This window comes from Exiguobacterium sp. s138 (assembly GCF_018618775.1).
Taxonomy (GTDB): Bacteria; Bacillota; Bacilli; order Exiguobacteriales; family Exiguobacteriaceae; genus Exiguobacterium_A; species Exiguobacterium_A artemiae.
The window spans coordinates 154,710-181,550 of record NZ_JACSMW010000003.1; the positions used below are offsets into that span (position 1 = coordinate 154,710).

A 26,841-nucleotide genomic window follows, 5' to 3' on the forward strand; every position below is an offset into this window, starting at 1 on the left:
CCCTTCTTTATACATCAATCTTTGTTTTTGCTGCTTGACGGTCCTTGATCCGTTTTAAACGCCCGTGATATTTCATAATGTTTGCTTGTGACTGTTTCGCCTCTTCGGTCGTCGGTTGCAGGTTCTCAATATCCCAGTATTTCACGACGACATCTAATACTTGGTCAAAGTACTGGAGGGGTCCGTAATTTGTATCAATCGCAATCGTCTTCATACGCTCGGTAAAGTCCGGCATGATCGCACCCGGCATCGAGAAATTGATGATGACATCTTCAAAGAACACGATAAAGTTCGGATCGAGCTCAAGGTGCGCTTTTACCGTATCGCGATAGAACGCATAGTGAAGGGCTTCATCTTTTGCCAAGCGGCGGAGCAGTGTCGCCAGGTCTTTATCGTGTGCTCCGGCTACTCGCGCTACGTTGTTATAGAAAACGAGTGTCGCAAGCTCCTGGAGCGACGTATACGCCATCGTCGCCAATGGATTCGTAAAGTCCGGGAACCAGCCGCTTTCCACGACGCGTCTTCTTAACTGATGCAACCGTGTCGGATTGACGTTTCGTGTTACGAGTAAATACGTTTCCAGTAAGCTCGAGTGCTGGTCTTCTTCCGCCGTCCATGTGCGGACGAAATCATTGATGACTTCCATCGAGTTTTTAAACGTATAATCCAAGTGCGATGTATACCAAGGTAAGTTGACTTCTGTCAGCAAGGCCGTTTCCACGGCAACGATGACACCTTCCGGAAGCGTAACTTGGCTCTCTTCCCAAGGAACCCGTTTAAACGACATCGCCTTGTCCCATGGAATGAATTCGTGATAACTCCAGTCAATGTTGGCTGAGCGCTCCTTATGTAGTCGATACAACTCTTTAATGCGTGGTTCTAAACGTATATCTAAATCTGAATTTAACATGATCATTTCTCCTTTAGATGTTTTTTGAACCTTCATCCGTTCAAATGTAGTTAAGCCTTCTAATGATTGCGCTTAAACTTATTTATAACTATAACATTTTAATGACCAGGTAGTAAAAGAAAGGTCCTGTAAATTTGATTTTTTTAACGGTTAGAACTAAGTCGGCTCATTGTGATCGATCGAAACCGGCATTTTGCATTTTGGAATGAACTCATCTTTTATTACTGCATCCATCATGAATAAAAAAACCTCCTATTCGTATGAATAGGAGGCGTCGGCTGTACAGTGAATGTACAACACACTTTAAATCATCAACCCGAAATTACTTCTTGAGGTTGTAGAATGATTTGATTCCGTCGTAGACAGCAACATCTGAAAGCATGTCTTCGATGCGGAGAAGTTGGTTGTATTTCGCGATACGGTCTGTACGTGAAAGTGAACCAGTTTTGATTTGACCAGCGTTTGTCGCAACAGCGATGTCAGCGATTGTTGAATCTTCTGTTTCACCAGAACGGTGAGAAACAACTGCTGTGTAACCAGCTTTTTTCGCCATTTCGATTGCGTCGAATGTTTCAGTCAACGTACCGATTTGGTTAACTTTGATGAGGATCGAGTTCGCGATGCCTTTTTCGATACCTTCAGCGAGTTTCTCTGTGTTTGTTACGAACAAGTCATCACCAACGAGTTGGACTTTGTGTCCGATACGATCTGTAAGAAGTTTGTGGCCATCCCAGTCGTTTTCGTCACAGCCATCTTCGATTGAGATGATTGGGTATTTGTCAACAAGTTGTGCATAGAATTCAACAAGCTCTTCTGTTGTAAGGACTTTGCCTTCGCCAGCGAGGTTGTATTTTCCAGCTGCTTTATCGTAGAACTCAGAAGAAGCGACGTCCATAGCGAGGTAAACATCTTCGCCTGCTTTGTAGCCAGCTTTTTCGATTGCTTCAAGAATAACTGTGATTGCTTCTTCGTTTGATTTCAAGTTTGGAGCGAATCCACCCTCGTCACCGACTGCTGTGTTAAGACCCATTCCGCTAAGAACTGATTTCAACGCGTGGAAGATTTCAGCACCCATACGAAGAGCTTCTTTGAATGTTGGAGCTCCAACAGGCATGATCATGAACTCTTGGAAATCAACGTTGTTGTCAGCGTGTGATCCACCGTTGATGATGTTCATCATTGGAGTTGGCAATGTTTTCGCGTTGAATCCACCGAGGTACGTGTAAAGTGGAAGACCAAGCTCATCTGCAGCAGCACGTGCAGCAGCCATTGAGATACCAAGAATTGCATTGGCACCGAAGTTACCTTTGTTTTTCGTACCGTCGAGGTCGATCATTTTTTTATCGATTCCAGCTTGGTCGAAGACATCGTAACCGATGATTTCAGGTGCTAATTTTTCGTTGACGTTGTCAACTGCTTTTAAGACACCTTTACCGAGGTAACGTGATTTGTCGCCATCGCGAAGCTCAACTGCTTCGTGCTCACCAGTCGATGCGCCTGATGGGACGAGTGCGCGACCAAAGCCGCCGTCTTCTGTATAAACTTCTACTTCTACCGTTGGGTTACCGCGTGAATCAAGAATCTCGCGTGCATAAATCTCTGTAATCATTGACATTTAAATTCGCTCCTTTTTGTTTGAGAAAGATTAGTTTGTAGTGAGACAGTGACAAGTCCATCGATTGACGGGATTATTTCTTTAATACAATCGATTTCCCGGTCATTTCTGCCGGTTGATCTGCTCCGAGTAAATCGAGAACAGTTGGTGCCAAGTCTGCCAGTACGCCAGTCAATGGCTTAAGGAGTTCGACGTCCTCGACCGTGACGATACATGGAACAGGTTCTGTCGTGTGCGCCGTCATCTTGCTGCCATCGGCGTTGAGGACTTTGTCCGCGTTTCCGTGGTCGGCTGTGATGATGGCTGCGCCACCTTTACTGAGAATCAAGTCAACGACTTGCCCCAGACATTTATCCACCGCTTCGATTGCCTTTTTCGTCGGCTCGAGCATACCCGAGTGACCGACCATATCGGGATTGGCGAAGTTGAGGATGATCGCGTCATGTTTGTCCGAGTTGATTGCGTCAACGAGTGCTTCTGTGACTTCATAGACACTCATTTCCGGTTTCAAGTCGTATGTCGCGACCTTTGGAGATGGGATCAGAATCCGATCTTCTCCTTCGTACGGCTCTTCACGTTGACCGTTAAAGAAAAACGTGACGTGCGGGTACTTTTCAGTTTCCGCAATCCGTAATTGTTTAAGGCCTTGTTTTGATAACGTTTCACCGAGCGTGTTTTTGATATCTTCCGGTGGGAAGACGATGTCCGTATCAATCGCATCCGAGTACTTCGTCATGGAGACGAGCAGCAGGTTCTTCGGTGCGTTGTCCGGCAATTCAAAACCATTGAAGCCTGTTTTTTCTTTATACGTCTTGGCGAGCTGAATCGCACGGTCCGGACGATAGTTGAAGAACATGATCGCATCATTATCGTGGATCGGTGCTACTGGAGTACCGTCTTCCTGCACGACTACCGTTGGTTCAATGAACTCATCTGTCACGTCTGTTTTGTACGAAGCTTCGACCATCGCGATTGGGTCTTTTGTTGTCGGACCGTCTGCGAACGTGATGACGTCATAAACTTTCTTGACGCGTTCCCAGCGGTTGTCGCGGTCCATCGCATAATAACGACCAGAGACACTTGCGAATTGACCGACGTTTAACTCGTCCATCTTCGCTTGTGCATCACGAAGGAAGCCGGCTCCTGATTGTGGATCACAATCGCGGCCATCCGTGAAGGCATGGAGATAGACTTTTTCGATTTCGTGAAGTTTGGCGAATTCAAGCACCGCATACAAGTGGTTGATGTGACTGTGGATTCCACCGTCAGAGACCAGACCGAAGATATGAAGGGCTGAACCGTATTTCTTCACGTGACCTGCCGCATCGTTCATCGCTTGACGCGAGAAGAACGAGCGATCCTTAATGGCATTGTTGATTCGGGATAGCGATTGGTAGACGACGCGACCTGCACCGATGTTCAAATGACCCACTTCTGAGTTCCCCATTTGACCTTCAGGCAAACCGACGTATTCTCCTTGCGCATTCAACAACGTATGCGGGTACTGTTCCCAGTACCGGTCGAAGTTCGGTTTGTTTGCTGCCGTGACAGCATTTCCGAACTCCTCGTCACGCATACCGAAACCATCAAGGATGATCAGTGCGACTGGACGTTTTTTCATTTAAATCGCCTCCAACAGTTTGAGGAACGATCCTGTCTCAAGACTTGCGCCACCAACTAAAGCACCGTCGATGTCAGGCTGAGCCATATATTCTTTGATGTTGTCCGGTTTAACACTGCCGCCGTACTGGATGCGGACTGCTTCTGCAGCTTCCGTACCGAATTCAGCTGCGATGACATCGCGAACGAATTTACAAGAATCTTGTGCATCTTGTTCTGTTGCTGATTTTCCTGTTCCGATTGCCCAGACAGGCTCATATGCGACAACAAGGTTTTTGACTTGATCGACTGTTAAGCCTTTCAAGCTGTTCGTTGTTTGTTCACGGATAACTGATTCGAATTTTCCGCCTTCGCGTTCTTCGAGTGTTTCACCGACACAAACGATTGGCACGATGCCATGCTCGAATGCTTTTTTCGTTTTGCTGTTGATGAACGCATCCGTTTCTCCGAAATACTCACGACGTTCTGAGTGACCGAGGACGACGTATGTTACGCCAAGTTCTTTGAGCATCACTGGGCTGATTTCACCTGTGAATGCGCCGCTCTCTTGGTCATACATGTTTTGAGCGCCGATTTTCAGGTCCGTTCCAGCTGTCGCTTCTGTCAAGTGTGCAAGGAATACAGACGGTGCACAGACAGCCGCGTCGACTTTCGAAGAAGCGGGTACAGTTCCTTTGACTTCCTCAGCGAATGCCACAGCATCCTTGAGGGTAAGATTCATTTTCCAGTTACCTGCGATAATTGGTTTACGCATTGAAAACACTCCCTTGTGAACTTTAGATTACTTGTCGTTAAGCGCTTCGACACCTGGAAGAGCTTTACCTTCCATGAACTCGAGGCTTGCGCCGCCACCTGTAGAAATGTGACTCATTTTATCTGCAAGACCAAACTTCTCAGCCGCTGCAGCAGAATCTCCACCACCGATGATCGAGTATGCATCGCTGTCAGCTAATGCTTGAGCGACACCTTTTGTTCCGTTTGCATATTTATCAAGTTCGAACACACCCATTGGTCCGTTCCAGACAACAAGTTTCGAAGCCTTGATTGCTTCTGCATACAGTTCTACCGTTTTTGGACCGATATCGAGTGACATGTGATCCGCTGGGATACTGTCGATGTCGCGTGGTCCAACATATGTTTCTTCGCCGAATTCCTTCGTGATGACACAGTCAACCGGCATCAAGAATTTCACGCCTTTGTCTTCTGCTTTTTTCATGAATTCCTTCGCCTGTTCGATTTTGTCGACTTCAAGAAGTGACGTACCGACTTCATAACCTTGAGCTTTGAGGAATGTATAAGATAATCCTCCGCCGATGATCAACGTGTCGACGATATCAAGCAAGTGATCGATGACGCCGATTTTGTCCGCGACTTTCGAACCACCGATGATCGCTGTAAACGGACGATCCGGGTTTGAGAGAGCTTTACCGAGAACTTGAAGTTCTTTTTCGATCAACAATCCTGCTACAGCTGTCTCGACATGGTGTGCGATTCCTTCTGTAGAAGCGTGCGCACGGTGCGCTGCACCAAATGCGTCGTTGACGAAAACGTCTGCAAGTTTCGCAAAACCTTCTGCGAGTTCAGGATCGTTTTTCGTTTCGCCTGGGTAGAAACGAACATTTTCAAGAACGATGACATCGCCTTCTTCAAGCTTGCTGACCGCTTCTTCAGCGACCGGACCGTATGCTTCTTCAACGAGCTTGATGTCTTTACCAAGCAGTTCGCTGAGGCGTGCTACGACTGGTGCAAGTGAGAACTCAGGGTTTTTCTCGCCTTTTGGACGTCCCATATGGCTTGCGAGGATGACTTTCGCTCCACCGTCAACCAAGTGTTTGATTGTCGGAAGGGCAGCACGGATCCGTGTGTCATCTGTGATCTTGCCGTCTTCTAGCGGTACGTTGAAGTCCACACGTGTAAACACGCGTTTTCCTTTTACATCGATATCGCGAATTGATTTCTTATTCATACATTCGTCCTCCATCTCATACGTATAGTGAGGGGCTCATGCGCCCCTCCAGACTTTTTTCCGCAATAAGAGCGGAGACTGGTATCGTTTCCGCTCTTATTCAATTGCTATTTAATTGCTCGAATTACTTAGCGATTTCTGCGAAGTGTTTGAGTGTACGAACGAGTTGGCTAGTGTAAGACATTTCGTTGTCATACCAAGCAACTGTTTTAACGAGTTGTTTGTCGCCGACTGTAACGACTTTCGTTTGTGTTGCATCGAAGAGTGATCCGTAAGAGATACCAACGATGTCAGAAGAAACGATTTCGTCTTCAGTGTAACCGTAAGATTCGTTAGCAGCTGCTTTCATTGCTGCGTTAACTTCTTCAACTGTTACTTTCTTCTCGAGAACTGTTGTGAGCTCAGTGAGTGAACCTGTAGCAACTGGTACACGTTGTGCTGCACCGTCAAGTTTACCTTGAAGTTCTGGAAGAACAAGACCGATTGCTTTAGCAGCACCAGTTGAGTTAGGAACGATGTTAGCTGCCGCTGCACGTGCACGACGGAAGTCACCTTTAGGGTGTGGAGCGTCGAGTGTGTTTTGGTCGCCAGTGTAAGCGTGGATCGTTGTCATGAGACCTTGAACGATTCCGTACTGATCTTGAAGAACTTTAGCCATAGGCGCGAGACAGTTCGTAGTACATGAAGCACCAGAGATAACTGTTTCAGTTCCGTCAAGAATTTCGTGGTTCGTGTTGAAGACAACTGTTTTCATGTCGCCAGTAGCAGGTGCTGAGATAACGACTTTTTTAGCGCCGGCTTTCAAGTGAAGCTCAGCTTTTTCTTTGTCTGTGAAGAAACCAGTACATTCGAGAACGATGTCAACACCGAGCTCGCCCCATGGGAGTTCTTCTGGGTTGCGGTTAGCAAGTGTTTTGATTTCTTTACCGTTGACGAGGAAGTAACCGTCGTGTACTTCAACTTCTCCGTCGAAACGACCTTGAGTCGTATCATATTTCAAGAGGTGTGCAAGCATTTTAGTGTCTGTAAGGTCATTGATTGCGACTACTTCGATTCCGTCAAACTGAAGAATTTGACGAAGTGCCAAACGTCCGATACGTCCAAATCCATTAATACCAACTTTTACTGCCATGATAATTTTCCTCCTTTTAATGTAAAGCGAGTTATCTATTATTCAAAAGGGGGCTACCCTTTCAAAATCGTTGTTGCTGCCCCTTCATCCGTAATCAGGATGATGTCCGGGGACTGTTTGACATACGCATTGATCGCTTCTGCTTTGGAATGTCCTCCGGCGACGACGATGACGTGTTCGACTTTTTTTAAGTCGTCGAGTTGAAGACCAACCGTCTTCACCCGGTGCACGATCTTTCCGTCCCGATCGAAGTAATAACCAAATGCTTCCGCTACCGCATGTTCCTGTTCAAGCTGTTCCAGTAACTCGGTCGAAGCGCGACGACGTTTTGCCATCGTTTTTGCCTCACCAATTCCATGTACCACGATTGAGGCATCTTTAATCATTTGTAACACATTTTTAATGCTTGGCTCTTCCACCATCTTCACAAACGTTTCCTTGCTGACCATGTCTGGAATGTGCAATAAGTGATAATCACTTTGTGCACGGGATGCCATCCGTGAACAGACCGTATTCGCTTGTAATTCAAGGGTTTCACCTAAGCCGCCACGTGCCGGCACGAATGTCATCGGACGGTTTTCCTTATCGGGCGACATCATCGCCGCGACGGAAGCCATCGTCGTACCTCCTGTGACTGCAATCGTGTTGTGTACAGATGAAGAAAGTTCTCGTTTCAAACGTGCGACCGTCGCACGTCCCATATCGCGTTGCACCCAGAAGGTTTGATCCGAATCTCCTGGTACGATGACGACATCCCGGACACCCAGTTTTTCCTGTAAGGCTTTCGCCATGTCAGAAATACCGGCCAGTTCTGCCATCACGCTGTGCATACTTCGTAAGACGATCCGCCCTTCATCCGTCAAAGACATTCCTTGTGTCGCCACTTCGAGCAATCCCTGCTCTTTCAGGAAGTCCACTTCCCGGCGTAATACCCGTTCCGTCAAGCCGAGGCTTGTTGCCAGGGTCCGCCGGCCAATCGGCTGCATGAGCCGGACATAATGAAGTATGTCGTAACGTGTCTGCATTTCTTCGATCAGATCAGGCACGATTCGTTTTTGGATCTGTACTAACTGCCGAATCATGTATTCCCGCTCCTCTCAAGTTGCTGGACACTTTACGTCCCGCGTGTCATATCTTGTCCCACTTGGTACATCCTCATCATAACAGCCCTCGTACAAGGATTCAAGCCTCGCCTTTAACTTTTTTCAAGTAAGCGGTTTCTTATCGCCTCTGTCTCGAATTTGCCATAACTCCAAATTTCGGACTGATGCATGACGACAGGAATTTCATATAAAAACCGGAGACTGAGCGCAGCATCTTCTTCAATGTTCACTTCTTCGAATGTCCAATCCGGAAATTCATCGAGCACGAAATCAAGTAAGAAGGCGGCTTCCTCACATAGCGTACATCCGGGACGTGAATACAGTGTTAAGGTCGTGTGTTCTTTTGATGGCATCATTCATTCGCCTCTCGTCGTTTCGTCATGTCGGACCGGGTCAAGTTCATACTCGCTCGATACTTCGCGACTGTCCGTCTTGCGACCCGGATGCCTTCCAGGTCGAGACGGTTGACGATCTGTTGATCCGACAGCGGCGAGGTCGCTTCCTCAATCAATTGTGCGATTCGGGCTTTGATTAAAAAGCTCGATGTGCCGCTTTGCGTCTTCGAGACGAAAAAATTTTCAAGCTCGAGCGTTCCATGGATCGTCCGAATCGTTTTGTGGACGATTGCCCGACCAACCGTCGACGGATGGTATCCCGTTTGTTTGGCTACCTCTTTTTTCGTCAACGGCTCCAAATGAAGCTCTCCTTTGAACCAGCGCATTTGCCGTTCCACGATGACATCGAGGATTGCACGCAACGTGTTACGCCGTCGTTCATAAGCGCTGAGAAACGGTTTTGCTTCCGCGAGATCCGTCCAGGACGTATCAATCGGCAAGGAAGACCACTGGATTTGCACCTGATCGTCCGACCAACTGATATCGGCTTCCGGTATCGTCATGGTGGTGGATACTGGTAAGACCGGTGTCTTCGGCAACCGTTCCATCTTTTGCTTCATCTGTCGCCGCTCTGTTTCATCATCCAGTACGGCTTTTAACGGCTGTCCGTCCGACAGTGCAGTAAGCAAATCCATCAAACGGTCATCTTCGAGCTCGATGGCATGCAACAAGCGACACTCCGCTTCCGAGCGTGCCGCAATTCCGGTTGGTTCACATTGCTGGAGCAGTTGCCGTGCCTGTTTGATGATCGTCTCCTCACTGTCGAGCAAGGTCGCCAGTCGTGCGTCTGTCGTTCTGAGTAATCCATCCGCGTCTAAGTACATGATGAGTTGTTCCGCCATATATCTTATTTCCTGTCTGACCGATTCTAAACGTATTTGCTGAAGAAGTTCCGCTTCAAACGAATCAATCCGGTCTGCAACCTGCTCTAAATCCGGCGGAATCATTTTTCTTCCATTATGTTCGCTGCGTCCGGCACGACGGATGATCCGGTACAGCCGCTCCTCGAGTTCCGCCTGCGTTTCTTCCAAAACCGTCAATTGATACAACTGGGCTGCCGACATCACAAGACGTTGCGCTTGTTCCTGTCTCTGTTCCATCCGCTCACCTCCCGTTTCCTCGTTTAATGTAATTCCACTTTCATTATATAGGAAGGATACGTCTTCCATCGTCTCTTACGTTTTGACAAAAAATCAATAAACTCGCAAATCTAGTATTGCTTTTCTGAAAAAATGTCGGTATACTATTAATTGTTCAGTACAAACATGCACCCGTAGCTCAGGGGATAGAGCACTGGTTTCCGGTACCAGGTGTCGGGAGTTCAAATCTCTCCGGGTGTACCATACTTGAATCTTCAGGCAATGCCGTTTACGGTATTGCCTTTTTTCTATACTGATATGTTTAGTAGCCACTGTTTCAGGAAAAATATATAAAACCAACAGCGTATCTTTTGACCAATATTGACCAAAGGATTATGATAAGGACAAGTCGAATATGTGCTACATACCAACCATAAGGAGGCAAAGACTATGTTAATTCCAACAGTCATCGAACAAACCAACCGCGGGGAACGTGCTTACGATATCTATTCACGTTTGCTCAAAGACCGGATCATCCTTCTCGGGAGCGCGATTGACGACAACGTCGCCAACTCAGTCGTTGCCCAGTTACTTTTCCTAGCAGCAGAAGATCCAGATAAAGAAATCTCGCTTTACATCAACAGCCCGGGTGGCTCAATCACAGCAGGTATGGCGATTTACGATACAATGAACTTCATCAAACCACAAGTTTCAACGATTTGTATCGGAATGGCTGCTTCAATGGGTGCATTCTTGCTCCAAGCCGGCGCTAAAGGAAAACGTTTTGCTCTTCCTAACGCTGAAATCATGATTCACCAACCACTCGGTGGTACACAAGGTCAAGCATCGGACATCAAAATCCATGCGGAACGCATCATCAAAATGCGTGAGCACCTCAACAAAATCATGGCTGAAAACACAGGACAACCACTTGAAGTCATCGAGCGTGATACAGAGCGCGATAACTTCATGTCTGCTCAAGCAGCAGCTGACTACGGTTTAATCGACCGCGTCATGGAACGTGCTTAATCTTCACCTGACCGTCTTCGCAATTTGCGAGGACGGTTTTTTTGTGTGTACAAAAAAAGACCACTGTCCTTTGCGTCACTCTTCTCAGAACAGACGCGGACAGAAGTCCTATTTTTTAGTCGATCAAATCTGTGATATCAGACACGATATCGTGGTTTTCGCGAATCAATGTGTAGATTCCGTTCGCATGTGGTGAAAGTTCTTCTTCCGCCTGCAATTGCTTCAGGAACAACGATGTCGCAAAGGCGACGAGCGTACTTTTTGGTACACCGATCGTTTTCGCTTTTTTCGTAAGCACTTCATCAAACTTCGCATCAACTGTCAGCGAAATACGTTTTTTCTCATTAGCCATTTCAAAAACTCCTTAATTCGAACATTTAGTTGCATCGACTATATATTATAGTAGACTATGGTTCATCTCGCAAGTTACTCCCTAAAGAGCCCCGGTCATCGACTCCCCGTTTCGGATTTTATCCGCGATTTGATCAATCTTGCGCAATCGATGATTGATCCCGGATTTCGAGATGGAACCGCTCTCGACCATCTCACCGAGCTCCTGTAATGTCACGTCTTGATGTGTGACCCGCAAGATGGCGATTTCTTTTAATTTATCCGGCAAAACGTCGAGTCCGACCGTCCGTTCCAGAAACTTGATGTTCTCGACCTGGCGCAGTGCCGCCCCAACCGTCTTGTTGAGGTTTGCCGTCTCACAGTTGACGAGCCGGTTGACTGAATTCCGCATATCTTTTAAAATCCGGACATCCTCAAACCGTAACATCGAATACGTCGCTCCGACGAGCTTCAGAAAATCAGAAATCTTCTCACTTTCCTTGATGTAGAGAATATGTCCTTTTTTCCGTTCGATGGCTTTTGCATTCAAATCAAACTGATTTGTCAGGCTGCGCAAGGCGGCATTATGTTCTTCGTACAGACTGAAGATTTCCAGATGGTACGAAGACGTCGCCGGATTGTTTAACGATCCGCCGGCTAAAAAGGCGCCGCGCAGGTACGCCCGGGCACGGCGTTCATCCTTGAGAATCGAATCGCTGATTGAACGGATCATCGTAAATCCTTCCCCTAAAATCCCGAGGTCCTGTAAAATCTTATCCGCTTGTTGTTTAACGCGGACGATGTAGACATTATTTTTCTTCAAGCGCATTTTTTTCCGGACCAGTAAATCCAGATGGACGGCATACGCCCGTTTGAGCAAGGAATAAATACGGCGGGCAATCGATGCGTTTTCCGTCGAGATATCCAGTGTCAGACCACGTCCGAGTCCGAATGAGATGGCTCCGTTCATCCGGGCCAAAGCGGCGAGTTCCGCCTTCATTTCGTGATCGGTGATGGCGATTTGCGTTAATTCTTTTTTGACTTCTGATGCAAAACTCACGTCAATTCCTCCTTCCCTTCGAATTGACGCACACGTCGGATGGATAGGACTTTCCGCATGACCAGGCTTGCCACGGCGTCTGAGTCATGACGGATGAAGTGGTGGTTATAATCCACAATATCGTCCGCGAGTACTTCAATTCCAGCTTCTTCAAAACTCGATTCATCGTAGGTCACGATGTCGGCATGATCTTTTTGATACTTCCGCAGGTAACTGACATCAATCGATTCGTTGTTGACGATGATCGTATCGATGACCCCTTTGCCGAGGAACTTTTCCAGGACATTCAGGTGATCGTTTGCCGTAAAGGCTGTCGTCTCACCCGGCTGCGTCATGACGTTACAAATATAGACGACCGGTGCGAGTGACTGTTTGATCGCGTCCCGGATTTCTTCGATCAGGACGTTCGGAATGACACTCGTATAGAGACTGCCGGGACCGAGAACGATGACATCGGCATCGAGAATCGCCTGAATCGCTTCCGGAACCGGACGGACATTTTCTTCCTCGAGGAAAATTCGTTCGATGACTTTGCCAACTTTCGGAATCAAGGATTCGCCTTTGACGATCGTTCCGTCCTCGAACTCAGCACATAACGTAATCGTCCGCTCCGTTGCCGGATAGACTTTTCCTTCGGCATTCAAGAGTTGCCCCATGACACCGATCGCTTCGACGAATGACCCGTTACAGAGTTGCGTCGCTGCCGTCAGCATTAAATTCCCGAGCGAATGTCCGTGCAGCCCTTCCCCCGTCTCAAACCGGTATTGCATGATCCGGTCCATCAATGTCTCGGACTTCGAGAGCGAAACGATGACGTTTCGGATATCGCCCGGCGGCAACATATTAAATTCCGTCCGCAGACGGCCCGAGCTTCCGCCGTCGTCGGCGACGGTGACGATGGCCGTGATATCAAGCGGGTAATGTTTTAGTCCGCGCAAAAGAGTCGATAGGCCCGTTCCTCCGCCGACAGCGACGACTTTTCGTTCCCATTTCATTACTTCTCCTCCTTCGCGTGCACGTAATCCCGATGATTCGTCACGATATGGTATTGATTCTTGAACTCTTTGCTGATTGCTTCGGCAAACGTGATTGACCGGTGTTTGCCGCCGGTACAACCGAGTGCCACGACGAGCTGCGATTTCCCTTCCCGTTCGTACTGGGGAATCAGGAATTCGAGCATATCGACGAGCTTTTTATAAAACAGCTTCGCTTCCGGCCACTGCATGACGTACGACGAGACTTCGAGATCGAGACCCGTTTTCGGACGGAGTTCCGGAATATAAAACGGGTTCGGCAGGAACCGTAAATCGAAGACGAGATCGGCGTCGAGCGGCAGACCGTGCTTGAATCCGAACGACATGACATTGACGGTGAACGGAATCCGTTCCCCTTCCGTAAACTCTTTTAAGATCCGTTCCTTTAAGGCAAGCGGTTTGATGTCACTCGTATCCATCAGCAACTGGGCTTTATCACGGAATCCTTCGAGCAGCGTCCGTTCCCGCTCGATACCGATCAACGGCGACGCAGTCGGTGCGAGCGGATGCGACCGGCGTGATTCTTTATACCGGCGGACGAGTACGTCGTTGCGGGCATCGAGGTACAACATCCGGATTTGCAGATTCGTTTTTTTCAAATCTTCATAAACGACAAAGAAGCTGTCAATGAAATCACGAGCCCGTGTATCGATGGCAACGGCGATTTTCGGACGCACCTGCCCAATGACTTCGATCAATTGCGGCAGTAACGTCGGCGGTAAATTGTCGACACAAAAATAGCCCAAGTCTTCAAAGCTGTTCATTGCGACCGTTTTGCCGGCGCCGCTCATTCCTGTAATGATGACCAGTTGCGGTTGATTCTGTTCCATCTCTTCGCCCTCCAGACAACAGTTCCGTGTGTATTTTTACTCTCATGTCAGTATAACATAAAAAAAGAGCCAGCTTGATGGAAGAGCCTCCCAACCAAGCTGGATCTTGAATTAGACTTGTGATGATTCCTGTAATTCTTCAAGCAAGGCTTCGATATAGTGTTGCGCGTTTTGCGCGGCAATCGAACCGTCGTTTGTCGCTGTGACGACTTGGCGAAGTGTTTTTTCACGGACGTCGCCGGCTGCAAAAATACCTTTGATGTTCGTTTCCATTCCTTCGTTCGTCACGACATAGCCCTGGTCGTTTAAGATACCAAGATCCTGGACATAGCCTGTGATCGGGTTCATCCCAATGTAGATGAAGACGCCATCAATCGGATATGTCGTCGTTTCTGCCGTTTTCGTATTGATCAGTTCAATGCCGCCGACTTTTCCGTTATCTTCGTTGATCTGTTTGACCGTATGGTTCCAGATGAAATCGATTTTCGGATTGTCGAATGCCCGTTTTTGAAGAATTTTTTGAGCACGTAATTCTTCACGACGGTGAACGATCGTGACTTTTTTCGCGAAGCGCGTCAGGTAGACACCTTCTTCGACGGCAGAGTCACCGCCACCGATGACGAACAGTTCTTTTTCTTTAAAGAACGCGCCGTCACAGACTGCACAGTAAGATACACCGCGTCCGCCGAGTTCTTCCTCACCCGGAACACCGATTTTCTTATACTGTGCTCCTGAAGCGATGATGATCGCCCGGGCATGGTAATCCTTGTTGTGAGCATGGACGGTCTTGAATGCCGGACCGTCTTCGATGCTGCGGACATCGCCGTAAGCATATTCTGCGCCGAACGCTTTTGAGTGGTCGAACATTTTTTGCGAAAGATCCGGTCCTAAGATACTGTCATAACCGGGATAGTTTTCGATATCTTCCGTATTGGCCATCTGTCCGCCCGGAATACCGCGTTCGATCATCAGTGTTGAAAGGTTCGCACGTGATGCGTAAAGTGCTGCTGTCATTCCGGCAGGACCGGCACCAATAATGATGACGTCATAAATTTTCTGTTCAGTTTCTGTCATGATTCCACCCCATCTGTATTTTCGTTGTAACTTGAGTATAGGTGAGAATCGTACAAACGTCTAACACTTTGCACGGGCCGGGTTTAAAAGTCGTTGATAGGCACGGATCGCCGTTGCCGTATCCTCAAAGGAAACGTGGACGAGTGCCGCACAGTCTTCAATCAACATACCGTCGCGGACATCGTGGAATAAATAAATCAGAGCCGCAGCCGACTGTTCGACCGAATCAAACGTCTCACCGCTCAAGACGAGTCGCGCAAACCGTTCGTAAAAATCACCTTCAAGGCTCATCCGTTCTTCATCCGAGACAAATCGTTCCGCAAGGCGGATCGTCATCAAGGCACGGTGAATCCGGGCATCGACGACGTCGTGCTCCCCGTTCATCTCATGAATGATTTGTTCCGTCAGCAAGAGGACGTCCGGATGATCCGTTACTTCCGGCATCATCGATAACGCGAGTTTCGCTTCTTCATCATTCAGCTTGCCGAGTAACAACGCTGTAAAAATCCGTGAGACATCATCTTCCGTCTTCAAGGCTTGAATCAAAGCCGAGCGGAACTGGAGATTATGACGGATGTCGTAAGCTTCCTGTTCTTCCCGCATACTTTGCGCTTCTTCTGATTGAAGGAACGCAGCTGCTTCTTCGACGTGTCCCGTTTTGAAAGCTGAGATCGACAGCCAGTGTCCGAACAGCGGATCTCCACGGTAGCCGCGTCGTTCCAGTAACTTCAGTTCTTCGTAAGCCAAATCGTGACGACCGATGATCGCAAGCGTCGAAGCGACCTTGTAGCGTGTTTCAAGATTCACAGAGCGGACATGCTCGAGCTTGTTCGATAAACGATGCGCTTCTTCATCCTGTCCCATCTCGTGCAACAGCACAAGCGTGTTACAGAGAGCATGCAGGTTTCCCGGATTTCCATCGAGGACCTGTTCCAGTGAAGCAAACGCCCGGTCGTTTTCACCAAGGTAAAACTCGACGATGGCAAGATTGTTGTATGCCGGCCAGAAGGTCGGATACTGGACGATCAGGGATTCGAGTGTTTCCTGCGCCGCAAAGAGCATCCCTTTGTCGATTTGACGTTGTGCCTGAGCATGTAAACGAATCAATTCATCCTCATCGTCATCTTCCATCTCTTGTTCGAGATCGATTAATTCCACGAGCGCGGCCGATGCCTCTGCGTGTTTCCCGTTTGGTGCACTGGATAAATATTCAAGCGCGTAATTTTTCGCCTCTTCATATAAAGAGACATGCGCGTAGTTATTCGCTAAATAAAACAAAGATTCCGTATTTGACTGGTCGAGCGTCCGCACTTGTTTCAAGACATCATTGGCATGATTGATTTCGCCTGTCTCGAACAAAACACGAGCGTAACGTAAAAGATAACGGACATCACTCGGCTGAAGCGTCGTTGCTTCATCAAGGTGATAAACCGCCTCTTCCAGTCGCCCTTCCCGGTGCGCCTTCCGTCCGCGGAAATAAAAAAGTTCCGCTTGGCGCGTTGTAATCGCAAAGGGGTCTGCTTTGTATTCAGTTAATTCCATCATGATTCAAGCCCCCATAGATCTAAATCTGGTTTCGTAGTTGCAGAGACAAGAATAACCTATCTCGGAAACCGTTGCAACAGAAAAAAACGCCGGGGTTTATCCCCAACGTTTCGCATAAATCGATTCCAGTTCCTTGTAATTCTCCAAGCATTTTTGTACGAAAGCATCCGTCTCCGGGTTTTGTCCGTTCAAACGTTCGACTTCCTTATCATATGCCTGGCGTAAGCTTTCGGCGTAGCTCGGAATCTCGCCTTCATAGGCATAAACGACACCGGGAGCAACCGTTACTTTTTCGTGCGGGTGTAAGGCAGTACGGACATGGAAGAGGGGCACGTCGACCTGATTCGGATTGTGCAGATCACCTTGAATCGGGTGTTTCTCGACGGCCAGTACCTCGACGACCAACCCTTGCGGACGTTCGGCAAATAATCTTCCGAAATACTTTCCTGTTTTATACGTAAAGCGGATATGACTCATCTTGTCCTCTCCTTCCTCTCACATTTTCGTCACATTTCGTGCCGGCGGAGCGGCTGACTTGACACGCGTTCCCCGGGCAGAATATCCCGATGGACGACGGAACCGGCTCCGACCATCGCACCGTCCCCAATCGTCACGCCGGGTAAAATCGTCACGTTTGCGCCAATCAACACGTCATTTCCGATCGTCACGTTGCCGATCCGGTATTCCGTCGTCAAATATTCGTGGCAGAGAATCGTCGTATTGAAGCCGATGACCGTATTGGAGCCGATCGTAATCCGTTCCGGGAACATCGTATCCGGCATGACCATCAACGCCAGTGCCGTCCGGTCGCCGATCTTCATCCGCAAACACGTCCGGTAGAGACTGTTCTTGAAGCGGAGCGACGGCGAGAACCGGCCAATCGTAATGATGATGAAACACCACATGACTTTAAAGAACGATACCGTCCGATACATGTGCCAGAGCGGATTTGTCGCTCCGACGTGATACCGGTCAGTCCGCCGTGGCATTTTCGGCCTCGATCCAGTCACCCAACTGTTCCATCGAATCAATGATCAAATCCGGTTCGAGCGCTTCGAGATACGGACGTCCTTTGATTGCCCAGCCGACGGCAACGGTTTTCAGACCGGCATTTTTCCCGCCGTGGATGTCCGTATCGTTGTCACCGACCATGATCGTTTCTTCCCGTGTTGAACCGAGCAAGGCCATCGCCTTCTCAAACGGTTCGACGGCCGGTTTTTCTTCCGTCACGTCGTCTGCCGCAATGACCGCGTCAAACAGATGCGAAAGTCCAAACAGTTCGATTCCTTTTAACGCCACGCGCCGGCTTTTTGAAGTGACTATTGCCATCTTGTAGCCTTGTTCCTTTAAGCGGCGTAATCCGTCGAGCACACCCGGATACTCAAGAACAAGTGCATCATGCATCGCGATGTTGTAACTCCGGTAAAACGCGACCATCTCTTTCCATTGGTCCGCATTTAATTCCGAGAATGACTTTTCAAGCGTCGGTCCGATGAACGGAAGCAGTTCTGCTTCCGTAAAGGTCCGGTCCGGATAATAATAATCGAGCGTATGAGCAAAACTTTTTAAAATGAGGGGATTCGTATCAATCAACGTCCCGTCGAGATCAAAGAGAATCGTTTGAATCATCGGTTCATTTCGCCTCCCGTTTTGTTCCGTCCAAATAACGGACAGCATTTTTTCGGATAAACAGCATGATGACGCCGAAGATGATCAGACAGATCGAGACGATTTGCGCCGTCCGAAGACCGCCGCCCATCATTAAACTGTCCGTCCGTAAGCCTTCGATGTAAAAACGTCCGATCGAGTACCAGATCAGGTAACCGAGGAAGACATAACCGCGTCGCGGATTAAACTTCATCCGCCAGACAATCAACAGGATGACACCGATGATGTTCCAGATACTTTCATATAAGAACGTCGGAATGTAATAGACCCCGTCAATATACATCTGATTGACGATCCAGTCCGGTAAGTGCAACGTATCCTGTAGGAAAGTCCAGGTCGTTTCGCCGCCGTGCGCTTCCTGGTTAAAGAAGTTGCCCCAGCGTCCGACCGCTTGTCCGAACAAGAGTGACGGTGCCAGAATATCGGCAATTTGCCAAAACGAGATGTTTTTCTTGCGCGTATAAATCAGGACGGTCAAAATCGCACCGATGATGGCACCATGAATTGCAATGCCGCCCTGGCGGATGTTGATGATTTGATCGAGATTCTGACCATAATAATCCCATTCGAACGCCACGTAGTAAATCCGGGCACAGATGATACTGATCGGAATCGACCAGATGACGACATCGACGGCATATTCTTCGTTAAAGCCGATCCGTTTGGATTCAAAGATTGCAATCATCAGACCAACGACCGCTCCAAGCGCGATGACGATCCCGTACCAATAAATCGGAATCGGGCCCAGTTCGATGGCTACCCGGTCAAACGTCGGTTGGACACTCGCTAATGTTCCCATCAAAGACCACCGTTCCCATCTTCAATCGCTTGCGCGAGACGCCCTGCAAATTCTTCTGCTGTATTGATGCCCATGTTTTTCAGACGATAGTTCATGGCAGCCACCTCGATGATGACAGCCAGGTTTCGTCCGGGACGAACCGGAATCGTCAAGAACGGGATTTCCGTATCGATGATTTGTAAGGTTTCCTGGTCCAGTCCTACGCGGTCGTAGACTTTCGCCTGATCCCAGATTTCCAAATTACAGACGAGGCTGATTTTCTTGTGCGAACGAACGGCACCGGCACCGAATAACGTCATCACATCGATGATACCGATTCCGCGAATCTCAAGCAGATGCTGAATCAATTTCGGAGCGGTCCCGACAAGGATGCCGTCGCCGGTCTGACGAATCTCGACCGAATCATCGGCGACTAAACGGTGTCCCCGTTTGACGAGTTCAAGAGCTGTCTCGGATTTCCCGACGCCGCTTGCCCCTTTGATGAAAACACCGACGCCGTAGATATCGACGAGCACGCCGTGCATTGCCGTTGTCGGTGCGAGCTCCGCTTCGAGGAAGTTCGTAATTTGTGATTCGACCGATGTCGTATGTCCCTTCGTCGTCAAAAGAGGGACGTTCGTTTCGTCCGCCGCCTTGACGATTGCTTCCGGTACATCAAAACCACGTGTAATCAAAATTCCCGGTGTCTCATCCGTACAGAGAACGTTTGCCCGCTCGAGCTGTTCCTCATACGTCAGGTTGTTGAAAAACGTCAATTCCGTTTTCCCGAGAATCTGCAGACGTTCTGCCGGGTAATAGGCATAATAGCCGGCGAGAACAAGACCCGGTCGACAAAGATCAGCCGTCAGAATCGGACGATGCAGTCCTTCTTCTCCGGTGACGATTTTTAAATTGAATTGCTTTACGATTTCAGCTGTTCGCACTTTTGGTTGCACGCTCAATCAGCCCCTTTCACTTGAAGTATTGTACCATATTTTTCTCAAAATCAAGGATTTCGATTAGAAGTGGACAATCTTGGGAATGGAGTACAGATAGGAAAAAAAGGAGGTTTTATTATGATGGAATCAACAGGCAGCGGAATCGGCATTATTATCATCATGATTTTATTCGCAATTCTCGCCATCGTCGGCTTTGTTTACCTGATCATCGCCTTGATCGATATGTGGAAAGCCTATTCGCGCAATCAGGACCAAACGGCATTATTATTCTTCATTATCTCGATTATCGGAATCTTCATCAGCGGTTCGTTTATCTCGTACATTTTAGCTATCATTTTCTATTGGAACCGCTCACGCCGCAAGAGCTGGATGGGAATCGGCTTGATCATTCTCTCGATCGTTCTTGCCATTGTCGGTGTCGTCACACTTTTATCGTTTGGATATGACATGAATAACTTCGAAAACATGAATTTTGACGATCCGATGATGGATCAAGACTACAATTATTAATTCGTACCGGCATTTCATCCGGCGACTCCCTATCTTCTGATAGCGGGTCGTCTTTTTTTCGGCAAAAAAATCCTGCCCCTTATGAATCAAGGGACAGGACTCGGATTATAAAGCTTGCGGACTTAAGTGAACACCGTGCGTGACGGAAATCGTGCCCGTCTTCGTATCAGCGGCGACTTCAATCTTCGGAGTCCGACCACGACCTGACAGGAAGTGGAGTTTCCGGTTGACGACTTCTTTTTGATCGCGGATCAATTCCATTTCGTCGAGGTTACAGTTCAGACCGCCGAAGTTCGTTTCCAGTTCACCGTAGACTTCTGCACCGTGCGGCAACATCAAGGCGATGCTTCCGGCAAGCGACGACGCTTGGATCTTCGCATCCTGGACTGTCTTCAGTTCACACCGGACGTTACCGTTCGCCGTCTTCAGATCAGACCGCTCAAACACGCCGGTCGCAATGACTTGACCGTTGGCCGTTTTCGCTCTTAACGACTTGATTTCCGATTCTTCGATTTCGATCGAACCGTTGGCGGTTGACGTCTTCACTTCTTCACTGAACAGGTCACGGACATGAATTCGTCCGTTCGCTGTCATCAGTTGCACTGACGTCGCATCAAGCGACGATAACGTGACTTCACCGTTTAACGTCTGCAAGACGAGTGATTCATAGTGACGGCGCGGAATCTTCAAGTGAACCGTCGCGCGAACGCGTTTATCCTTCAGACGAATCGATAACGTGTTCGCAGAAACAGAGTGCTGAAGTGCTGCCTGCAGTTGCTCCAGCGCTTGTTCTTCGTTCACTTGACGGAGCGGGCGACCGGTAACGGTCAACTCACACTCTTCCAAGTCACCCGGTTCGACGATGGCATTGGCATTAAATAAATCCAAATGAATCGTCTCACCGCTGAACGGGAATTGTTTGACGTACGTGACGTTCGGTCCGGACGTTTGATTGAGTGACAAGTCACTTTCTTTGATCCGGTTGACGAGGCCGTCAAAAGCTGACATGACTTTTGATGTCAAGGAGTCGACCGTATAATGGTCGACCCGGTCGTATTGTTCCGGTTCGTCCACGTATTTATGCTCACTTGAAGACGACGGTTTCTGATCGATGGCTTCAAGGCGTTCGAGTTTATCAAGTGCTTCGTCAATCGTCAGCTTTCCTTCTTTCACTTGTTCAAGTATCAGTTGGCGCATATCCTGCTTCATCAATAGTTCCCTCCTCTGATCTGGTACACGTTAATCGATGGGACTTGCTTATTTACTTCGTTCTACTTTCCTTACTTCCCTTTTTACGATTCCTGAATCAAAAAAGTTTCATGATTTGATTCGGGCCGTGTCTCGTTCGAGAACAGGAGCCAGGTAATGACCGGTATAGGATTCCTTGACCGCTGCGATGTCTTCCGGTGTTCCGGTCGCGACAATCTTCCCGCCGCCGTCTCCGCCCTCTGGTCCGAGATCAATCAAATAGTCAGCTGTTTTGATGACATCCAGGTTGTGTTCGATGACGAGCACCGTGTCTCCGTTGTCGACGAGTCGTTGCAAGACTTTCAGCAATCGGGCGATATCGTGGACGTGTAACCCGGTCGTCGGCTCATCGAGAATATAAATTGTTTTCCCGGTCGAACGTTTATGCAGCTCGGATGCCAGCTTGACCCGTTGTGCTTCTCCGCCGGACAGTTCCGTCGCCGGTTGTCCGAGACGCATGTAGGTCAGACCAACGTCGGCAATCGTCTGCAGTTTCCGACTGATTTTCGGAATCTTTTCAAAGAATTCCAACGCATCTTCAACTGTCATCTCGAGCACATCGGCAATCGTCTTGCCTTTATATTTTACTTCCAGCGTTTCGCGGTTGTAGCGTTTGCCGTGACAGATTTCACACGGCACATACACATCCGGCAGGAAGTGCATCTCAATCTTGATGATGCCGTCGCCGCGGCAGGCCTCGCAACGTCCGCCTTTGATGTTGAAGCTGAAGCGGCCTTTTTTATACCCGCGAAGTTTTGCTTCGTTCGTCGAGGCAAAGACGTCGCGGATATCGTCAAAGACGCCGGTATACGTCGCCGGGTTCGAACGTGGTGTCCGACCGATCGGTGACTGATCGATATCGATGACTTTATCGATTTGGTCGAGTCCGGAAATTCCTTTATGGGCGCCCGGTTTTTCCTTCGCCCGGTTCATCTCATGGGCAATCGTCTTGTAGAGTATCTCATTGATCAACGTCGATTTCCCGGAACCGGATACCCCGGTCACGGCGACGAACAAACCAAGCGGAATGTCGACATCGACGTTTTTCAAATTGTTTTCCGACGCTTTGTGAATCCGTAACGCCCGACCGTCCGGTTGTTTCCGTTCAGACGGGACGGGAATGAATTTCTTGCCGGATAAGTATTGTCCCGTCAAAGAATTCGGATCCTGCATCAGTTCTTCCGGACGTCCCGCTGCCGTGACGAATCCGCCGTGGTCACCGGCTCCCGGTCCGATATCAATCAGGTAGTCCGCTGCCATCATTGTATCCTCATCATGTTCGACGACAATCAACGTGTTTCCGAGATCGCGCATCGTCTTCAACGTATTGATCAAGCGGTCGTTATCGCGTTGGTGGAGTCCGATTGACGGTTCATCCAAGACGTAGAGAACTCCTGTCAGCCGGGAACCGATTTGTGTCGCCAGACGAATCCGTTGCGCTTCCCCACCGGATAATGTTCCGGCGGCACGCGAGATTGTCAGATAATCAAGGCCGACGTTTTCGAGGAATGAAGACCGTTCATGAATTTCGCGGACGATCATCCGCGAAATCGTCTGATCCTTCTCCGATAGTTTGCTTGGTAACTCTTCAAACCAGACGACAGCTTGTTTGACGGACATCTTCGTCACATCACCGATGTGGATTCCTGACACTTTGACTGCCAATGATTCGCGTTTCAAGCGGTGTCCTTTACACGTCGGACAGGCTTTTTTCGCCATGTACCCTTCCATCTGTTCCCGGATGTAGTCGGACGATGTCTCTTTGAAGCGTCGTTGTAAATTGTTCAGGACACCTTCAAAGAATAATGACGTATTGCGGACCATCCCAAAGTCATTTTCATAACGGAACTGGATTTCTTCCTTCGTGCTACCGTTCAACAGAATATCGCGGTGTTCGTCCGACAGCTGTTCGAACGGTGTATCCATGTCGATGTTGAAGTGGCTGCAGACAGCCGCAAGCAACTGCGGATAATATTGTGAACTGGTTGGTTCCCAGGCGATGATCGCCCCTTCGTTCAACGATTTATCCGGATGCGGTACAACGAGATCCACGTCGACTTCGAGTTTCGTCCCGAGTCCGTCACACGATGTACAAGCTCCGAACGGCGAGTTAAACGAAAACATCCGTGGTTCGAGTTCTCCGATTGAAAAACCGCAGATCGGGCAGGCATGATGTTCGCTGAACAACAGTTCGTTTCCATCCATCGTATCGACGATGACACGACCGTCCGCAAGACGAAGTGCCGTCTCGAGCGAATCCGCGAGGCGGGCTTCCACATCCGGACGGACAACGACCCGGTCGACGACAACTTCGATCGAGTGTTTTTTATTTTTCTCGAGTTCGATGTCATCTGTCAAATCGATCGTTTCGCCATCAACGCGAACACGGACGAACCCTTCTTTTTTCAGGTCTTCGAAGACTTTGACATGGGCGCCTTTGCGGCCGGAAATGATCGGTGCGAGAATCTGCAGACGGCTGCGCTCCGGCAGTTCCATCACCTGGTCGACCATCTGACTGATCGTCTGGCTTGAGATTTCAATCCCGTGATTCGGACAAATCGGTTTTCCGATCCGGGCATAGAGCAGACGGAGATAGTCATAGATTTCCGTAACCGTCCCGACCGTCGAACGCGGGTTTTTACTGGTCGTCTTTTGGTCAATCGAAATGGCCGGACTGAGTCCTTCGATCGCATCGACGTCCGGTTTGTCCATCTGTCCTAAAAACTGGCGGGCATAGGCGGACAGACTTTCGACATACCGCCGTTGTCCTTCCGCATAAATCGTATCAAATGCGAGAGACGATTTCCCGGACCCGGATAAGCCTGTCAGGACGACAAGCTGATCGCGCGGGATTTCGACATCGATGTTTTGTAAGTTATTGACACGAGCGCCCTTGATGATGATCTTGTTCTTTTTTTCTGCCAACTTAGGCACCTGCTTTCAATTCTAAGATAAGGTCACGCAATTCAGCTGCCCGTTCAAACTGCATGTCTTTCGCCGCTTGACGCATCTCTTGATCGAGTTGTTCGAGCAACGTTTCGCGTTCCGGTTTTTTCAGTTTGTTGAACTTTTCGAGTTTTTCGACTGTATCGTCGCTCTCGATCGTCGTACTGATGACACCACGGACATCCTTTTGAATCGTTTTCGGCGTGATACCGTGTTCTTTATTAAAGGCGAGCTGAATGTTGCGCCGCCGTTCCGTTTCATCAATCGCTCGCTGCATCGAGTCGGTCATCTTATCGGCAAACAGAATGACGTGCCCTTCCGAGTTTCGGGCTGCCCGACCGATCGTCTGAATCAGTGACCGTTCCGAACGCAGGAATCCTTCCTTGTCGGCATCAAGTATCGTCACGAGTGAGACTTCCGGAATATCCAGTCCTTCCCGCAACAGGTTGATCCCGACGAGGACATCGTATTTCCCGAGCCGTAAATCGCGGATGATTTCAATCCGCTCAAGCGTCTTGATTTCCGAGTGCATGTAGTTGACCTTAACGCCATGCTCCTTCAGATAATCCGTCAAATCCTCCGACATTTTTTTCGTCAATGTCGTCACGAGCACTCGTTCATTTTTCGCGACACGTTCGCGGATGTTATCCATCAAGTAGTCGATTTGACCGGTAATCGGATGAATCTCGATCGTCGGATCAACGAGTCCGGTCGGACGGATGATTTGTTCGACCATCTCTTTTGTATGTTCGATTTCGTAAGGACCGGGTGTCGCCGAGATATAAATCGCTTGGCTAACCTTTTCCTCAAATTCCTCGAACCGGAGCGGCCGGTTGTCCTTCGCTGACGGCAGACGGAAGCCGTGGTCGACGAGGACTTGTTTCCGGGCCTGGTCCCCGTTGTACATCCCGCGGATTTGCGGCAACGTCACGTGCGACTCATCGGCGACCAGTAAAAAGTCTTTCGGGAAGTAATCGATCAACGTGTACGGTGTCGAGCCCGGGGGCATTAAGTTCAAGTGACGGGAATAGTTTTCGATCCCCGAGCAGTAACCCATCTCGCGCATCATCTCAAGGTCATAATTCGTCCGCTGTTCGAGCCGCTGGGCTTCGAGCAGCATACCGTCTTCCCGCATCTTCGCGAGTTGCGTTTCGAGCTCAGCCTCAATGTTCGTAATCGCTTTTTGCAGACGGGTATCCCCCGTCACGAAGTGGGATGCCGGGAAAATCGATATGTGTTCCCGGTCGGCAATGATTTCCCCTGTCAATGGGTCCATATCACGGATTCGTTCAATCTCATCTCCGAAAAATTCGATCCGGACACACTGTTCATCGCGGGACGCCGGGAAGATTTCAACGACATCCCCCCGAACACGGAACCGCCCGCGCTGGAAATCGATATCATTTCGTTCATATTGAATGTCGATCAGACGACGCAACATCTCGTTTCGTCCCATCTCGTTTCCGACACGCAACGACAGCACGTGGTTGTTGTACTCTTCCGGATTACCGAGACCATAGATACACGACACCGACGCGACAATCAGGACGTCTTCCCGTTCGAACAGGGAAGCTGTCGCCGAGTGACGCAGCTTGTCAATCTCATCGTTGATTGATGAGTCTTTTTCGATGAACGTATCTGTCGACGGTACATAGGCTTCCGGTTGGTAATAATCATAAAAGCTGACGAAATATTCGACCGCGTTATTTGGGAAGAACTCTTTGAACTCCGAATACAGCTGACCGGCAAGCGTCTTATTGTGTGCCAAGACCAGCGTCGGCTTCTTAATCTCTTTGATGACGTTCGAGACGGTAAAGGTTTTCCCTGTCCCTGTCGCGCCGAGCAACGTCTGATGGCGTTCACCGTTCTTGACGCCTTCAATCAATTTTTTAATCGCTTCCGGCTGATCGCCACCCGGTTCAAATGGTGATACTAACTCAAAATCCATCGTATTCTTCCCCCTCATCCAGTTCACAAAATCTATTTTTATTGTACCACTTTACGAACAAA

The 26,841-nt window shown here is 48.8% G+C and carries 25 protein-coding genes and 1 tRNA gene; 3 read left to right on the forward strand and 23 right to left on the reverse strand.

Annotated elements, in window-relative coordinates:
- Positions 1 to 7: 7 nt before the first annotated feature.
- From KNP91_RS08090 to KNP91_RS08130, 9 genes are all read right to left on the reverse strand, one after another.
- Positions 8 to 910: an acyl-ACP desaturase gene (locus KNP91_RS08090; protein ID WP_214765749.1), complete on the reverse strand. Its 903-nt coding sequence runs from the start codon at positions 908 to 910 to the stop codon at positions 8 to 10.
- A gap of 322 nt (positions 911 to 1,232) precedes the next feature.
- Positions 1,233 to 2,525: a phosphopyruvate hydratase gene (eno, locus tag KNP91_RS08095; RefSeq protein WP_214765752.1), complete on the reverse strand. Its 1,293-nt coding sequence runs from the start codon at positions 2,523 to 2,525 to the stop codon at positions 1,233 to 1,235.
- A gap of 73 nt (positions 2,526 to 2,598) precedes the next feature.
- Complete coding sequence (gpmI, locus tag KNP91_RS08100) at positions 2,599 to 4,146, reverse strand: 2,3-bisphosphoglycerate-independent phosphoglycerate mutase (protein ID WP_214849527.1); 1,548 nt, start codon at positions 4,144 to 4,146, stop codon at positions 2,599 to 2,601.
- Positions 4,147 to 4,899, reverse strand: a complete 753-nt coding sequence (tpiA, locus tag KNP91_RS08105) for a triose-phosphate isomerase (RefSeq protein WP_026827585.1) — start codon at positions 4,897 to 4,899, stop codon at positions 4,147 to 4,149. It lies immediately after the preceding gene.
- A gap of 27 nt (positions 4,900 to 4,926) precedes the next feature.
- The gene (locus KNP91_RS08110) at positions 4,927 to 6,111 is read right to left on the reverse strand and encodes a phosphoglycerate kinase (RefSeq protein WP_214722103.1); all 1,185 of its coding nucleotides are present in this window, start codon (positions 6,109 to 6,111) and stop codon (positions 4,927 to 4,929) included.
- Positions 6,112 to 6,235: 124 nt separating this feature from the next.
- A complete protein-coding gene (gap, locus tag KNP91_RS08115; RefSeq protein WP_214765761.1) occupies positions 6,236 to 7,243 on the reverse strand; it encodes a type I glyceraldehyde-3-phosphate dehydrogenase in 1,008 nt (335 codons plus the stop codon).
- Between the two features lie 53 nt (positions 7,244 to 7,296).
- A complete protein-coding gene (locus tag KNP91_RS08120; protein WP_131972316.1) occupies positions 7,297 to 8,325 on the reverse strand; it encodes a sugar-binding transcriptional regulator in 1,029 nt (342 codons plus the stop codon).
- A gap of 113 nt (positions 8,326 to 8,438) precedes the next feature.
- Positions 8,439 to 8,702: a glutaredoxin family protein gene (locus KNP91_RS08125; protein ID WP_114595120.1), complete on the reverse strand. Its 264-nt coding sequence runs from the start codon at positions 8,700 to 8,702 to the stop codon at positions 8,439 to 8,441.
- Entirely contained in the window at positions 8,699 to 9,841 is a 1,143-nt protein-coding gene (locus tag KNP91_RS08130; RefSeq protein ID WP_214849529.1) for an RNA polymerase factor sigma-54, read from the reverse strand. Before KNP91_RS08130 ends, KNP91_RS08125 begins: the two co-directional genes overlap by 4 nt.
- 167 nt (positions 9,842 to 10,008) lie before the next feature.
- Between KNP91_RS08130 and KNP91_RS08135 the strand changes: the two genes are divergently transcribed.
- Both KNP91_RS08135 and clpP read left to right on the forward strand, forming a co-directional pair.
- A tRNA-Arg gene (locus KNP91_RS08135) sits at positions 10,009 to 10,084 on the forward strand.
- 153 nt (positions 10,085 to 10,237) lie between these two features.
- Positions 10,238 to 10,849: an ATP-dependent Clp endopeptidase proteolytic subunit ClpP gene (gene clpP / locus KNP91_RS08140; RefSeq protein ID WP_255412930.1), complete on the forward strand. Its 612-nt coding sequence runs from the start codon at positions 10,238 to 10,240 to the stop codon at positions 10,847 to 10,849.
- A gap of 115 nt (positions 10,850 to 10,964) precedes the next feature.
- On the opposite strand, the gene KNP91_RS08145 is transcribed toward clpP, so the two are convergent.
- From KNP91_RS08145 to hprK, 11 genes are all read right to left on the reverse strand, one after another.
- Positions 10,965 to 11,201, reverse strand: a complete 237-nt coding sequence (locus KNP91_RS08145) for a hypothetical protein (protein ID WP_012371268.1) — start codon at positions 11,199 to 11,201, stop codon at positions 10,965 to 10,967.
- Between the two features lie 81 nt (positions 11,202 to 11,282).
- Complete coding sequence (gene whiA / locus KNP91_RS08150; RefSeq protein ID WP_012371269.1) at positions 11,283 to 12,239, reverse strand: DNA-binding protein WhiA; 957 nt, start codon at positions 12,237 to 12,239, stop codon at positions 11,283 to 11,285.
- Complete coding sequence (locus KNP91_RS08155) at positions 12,236 to 13,234, reverse strand: gluconeogenesis factor YvcK family protein (protein WP_214849531.1); 999 nt, start codon at positions 13,232 to 13,234, stop codon at positions 12,236 to 12,238. Before KNP91_RS08155 ends, whiA begins: the two co-directional genes overlap by 4 nt.
- Positions 13,234 to 14,103 (reverse strand): RNase adapter RapZ, encoded by an 870-nt coding sequence (rapZ, locus tag KNP91_RS08160; protein WP_012371271.1) that lies wholly within the window; start codon positions 14,101 to 14,103, stop codon positions 13,234 to 13,236. Before rapZ ends, KNP91_RS08155 begins: the two co-directional genes overlap by 1 nt.
- Positions 14,104 to 14,214: 111 nt before the next feature.
- Positions 14,215 to 15,177 carry a thioredoxin-disulfide reductase gene (gene trxB / locus KNP91_RS08165; protein ID WP_214765771.1) on the reverse strand — a complete coding sequence of 321 codons (963 nt, stop codon included), beginning with the start codon at positions 15,175 to 15,177 and terminating at the stop codon, positions 14,215 to 14,217.
- A gap of 60 nt (positions 15,178 to 15,237) precedes the next feature.
- The gene (locus KNP91_RS08170; protein WP_012371273.1) at positions 15,238 to 16,722 is read right to left on the reverse strand and encodes a tetratricopeptide repeat protein; all 1,485 of its coding nucleotides are present in this window, start codon (positions 16,720 to 16,722) and stop codon (positions 15,238 to 15,240) included.
- Positions 16,723 to 16,818: 96 nt separating this feature from the next.
- Positions 16,819 to 17,199 carry a sporulation phosphorelay system protein KapB gene (kapB, locus tag KNP91_RS08175; RefSeq protein WP_214849533.1) on the reverse strand — a complete coding sequence of 127 codons (381 nt, stop codon included), beginning with the start codon at positions 17,197 to 17,199 and terminating at the stop codon, positions 16,819 to 16,821.
- 29 nt (positions 17,200 to 17,228) lie between these two features.
- Positions 17,229 to 17,711 (reverse strand): acyltransferase, encoded by a 483-nt coding sequence (locus KNP91_RS08180; RefSeq protein WP_012371275.1) that lies wholly within the window; start codon positions 17,709 to 17,711, stop codon positions 17,229 to 17,231.
- Entirely contained in the window at positions 17,695 to 18,351 is a 657-nt protein-coding gene (gene ppaX, locus KNP91_RS08185; RefSeq protein ID WP_012371276.1) for a pyrophosphatase PpaX, read from the reverse strand. Before ppaX ends, KNP91_RS08180 begins: the two co-directional genes overlap by 17 nt.
- A gap of 4 nt (positions 18,352 to 18,355) precedes the next feature.
- A complete protein-coding gene (gene lgt, locus KNP91_RS08190; RefSeq protein WP_214765782.1) occupies positions 18,356 to 19,189 on the reverse strand; it encodes a prolipoprotein diacylglyceryl transferase in 834 nt (277 codons plus the stop codon).
- Positions 19,189 to 20,124, reverse strand: a complete 936-nt coding sequence (gene hprK, locus KNP91_RS08195) for an HPr(Ser) kinase/phosphatase (protein WP_012371278.1) — start codon at positions 20,122 to 20,124, stop codon at positions 19,189 to 19,191. Before hprK ends, lgt begins: the two co-directional genes overlap by 1 nt.
- A 120-nt stretch (positions 20,125 to 20,244) precedes the next feature.
- Between hprK and KNP91_RS08200 the strand changes: the two genes are divergently transcribed.
- A complete protein-coding gene (locus tag KNP91_RS08200) occupies positions 20,245 to 20,637 on the forward strand; it encodes a hypothetical protein (RefSeq protein WP_012371279.1) in 393 nt (130 codons plus the stop codon).
- A gap of 105 nt (positions 20,638 to 20,742) precedes the next feature.
- Here KNP91_RS08200 and KNP91_RS08205 read toward each other — a convergent pair whose 3' ends face one another.
- From KNP91_RS08205 to uvrB, 3 genes are all read right to left on the reverse strand, one after another.
- Positions 20,743 to 21,846: a DUF4097 family beta strand repeat-containing protein gene (locus KNP91_RS08205; RefSeq protein ID WP_012371280.1), complete on the reverse strand. Its 1,104-nt coding sequence runs from the start codon at positions 21,844 to 21,846 to the stop codon at positions 20,743 to 20,745.
- Between the two features lie 108 nt (positions 21,847 to 21,954).
- A complete protein-coding gene (uvrA, locus tag KNP91_RS08210) occupies positions 21,955 to 24,810 on the reverse strand; it encodes an excinuclease ABC subunit UvrA (protein WP_214849535.1) in 2,856 nt (951 codons plus the stop codon).
- Position 24,811: 1 nt separating this feature from the next.
- Positions 24,812 to 26,779: an excinuclease ABC subunit UvrB gene (uvrB, locus tag KNP91_RS08215; protein WP_483297833.1), complete on the reverse strand. Its 1,968-nt coding sequence runs from the start codon at positions 26,777 to 26,779 to the stop codon at positions 24,812 to 24,814.
- Between the last annotated feature and the right edge of the window lie 62 nt (positions 26,780 to 26,841).

Coding starts and splice junctions, on each gene's coding strand:
- gpmI (WP_214849527.1), bottom strand. CDS start 4,146: ATGAAAAAACGTCCAGTCGCACTGATCATCCTTGATGGTTTCGGTATG.
- rapZ (WP_012371271.1), bottom strand. CDS start 14,103: ATGGAACAGAATCAACCGCAACTGGTCATCATTACAGGAATGAGCGGC.
- KNP91_RS08125 (WP_114595120.1), bottom strand. CDS start 8,702: ATGATGCCATCAAAAGAACACACGACCTTAACACTGTATTCACGTCCC.
- KNP91_RS08090 (WP_214765749.1), bottom strand. CDS start 910: ATGTTAAATTCAGATTTAGATATACGTTTAGAACCACGCATTAAAGAG.
- KNP91_RS08130 (WP_214849529.1), bottom strand. CDS start 9,841: ATGGAACAGAGACAGGAACAAGCGCAACGTCTTGTGATGTCGGCAGCC.
- gap (WP_214765761.1), bottom strand. CDS start 7,243: ATGGCAGTAAAAGTTGGTATTAATGGATTTGGACGTATCGGACGTTTG.
- uvrB (WP_483297833.1), bottom strand. CDS start 26,779: ATGGATTTTGAGTTAGTATCACCATTTGAACCGGGTGGCGATCAGCCG.
- KNP91_RS08155 (WP_214849531.1), bottom strand. CDS start 13,234: ATGAAATGGGAACGAAAAGTCGTCGCTGTCGGCGGAGGAACGGGCCTA.
- KNP91_RS08110 (WP_214722103.1), bottom strand. CDS start 6,111: ATGAATAAGAAATCAATTCGCGATATCGATGTAAAAGGAAAACGCGTG.
- lgt (WP_214765782.1), bottom strand. CDS start 19,189: ATGGGAACATTAGCGAGTGTCCAACCGACGTTTGACCGGGTAGCCATC.
- KNP91_RS08145 (WP_012371268.1), bottom strand. CDS start 11,201: ATGGCTAATGAGAAAAAACGTATTTCGCTGACAGTTGATGCGAAGTTT.
- trxB (WP_214765771.1), bottom strand. CDS start 15,177: ATGACAGAAACTGAACAGAAAATTTATGACGTCATCATTATTGGTGCC.
- kapB (WP_214849533.1), bottom strand. CDS start 17,199: ATGAGTCATATCCGCTTTACGTATAAAACAGGAAAGTATTTCGGAAGA.
- eno (WP_214765752.1), bottom strand. CDS start 2,525: ATGTCAATGATTACAGAGATTTATGCACGCGAGATTCTTGATTCACGC.
- tpiA (WP_026827585.1), bottom strand. CDS start 4,899: ATGCGTAAACCAATTATCGCAGGTAACTGGAAAATGAATCTTACCCTC.
- KNP91_RS08170 (WP_012371273.1), bottom strand. CDS start 16,722: ATGATGGAATTAACTGAATACAAAGCAGACCCCTTTGCGATTACAACG.
- KNP91_RS08205 (WP_012371280.1), bottom strand. CDS start 21,846: ATGAAGCAGGATATGCGCCAACTGATACTTGAACAAGTGAAAGAAGGA.
- KNP91_RS08200 (WP_012371279.1), top strand. CDS start 20,245: ATGATGGAATCAACAGGCAGCGGAATCGGCATTATTATCATCATGATT.
- ppaX (WP_012371276.1), bottom strand. CDS start 18,351: ATGATTCAAACGATTCTCTTTGATCTCGACGGGACGTTGATTGATACG.
- KNP91_RS08180 (WP_012371275.1), bottom strand. CDS start 17,711: ATGCCACGGCGGACTGACCGGTATCACGTCGGAGCGACAAATCCGCTC.
- KNP91_RS08120 (WP_131972316.1), bottom strand. CDS start 8,325: ATGATTCGGCAGTTAGTACAGATCCAAAAACGAATCGTGCCTGATCTG.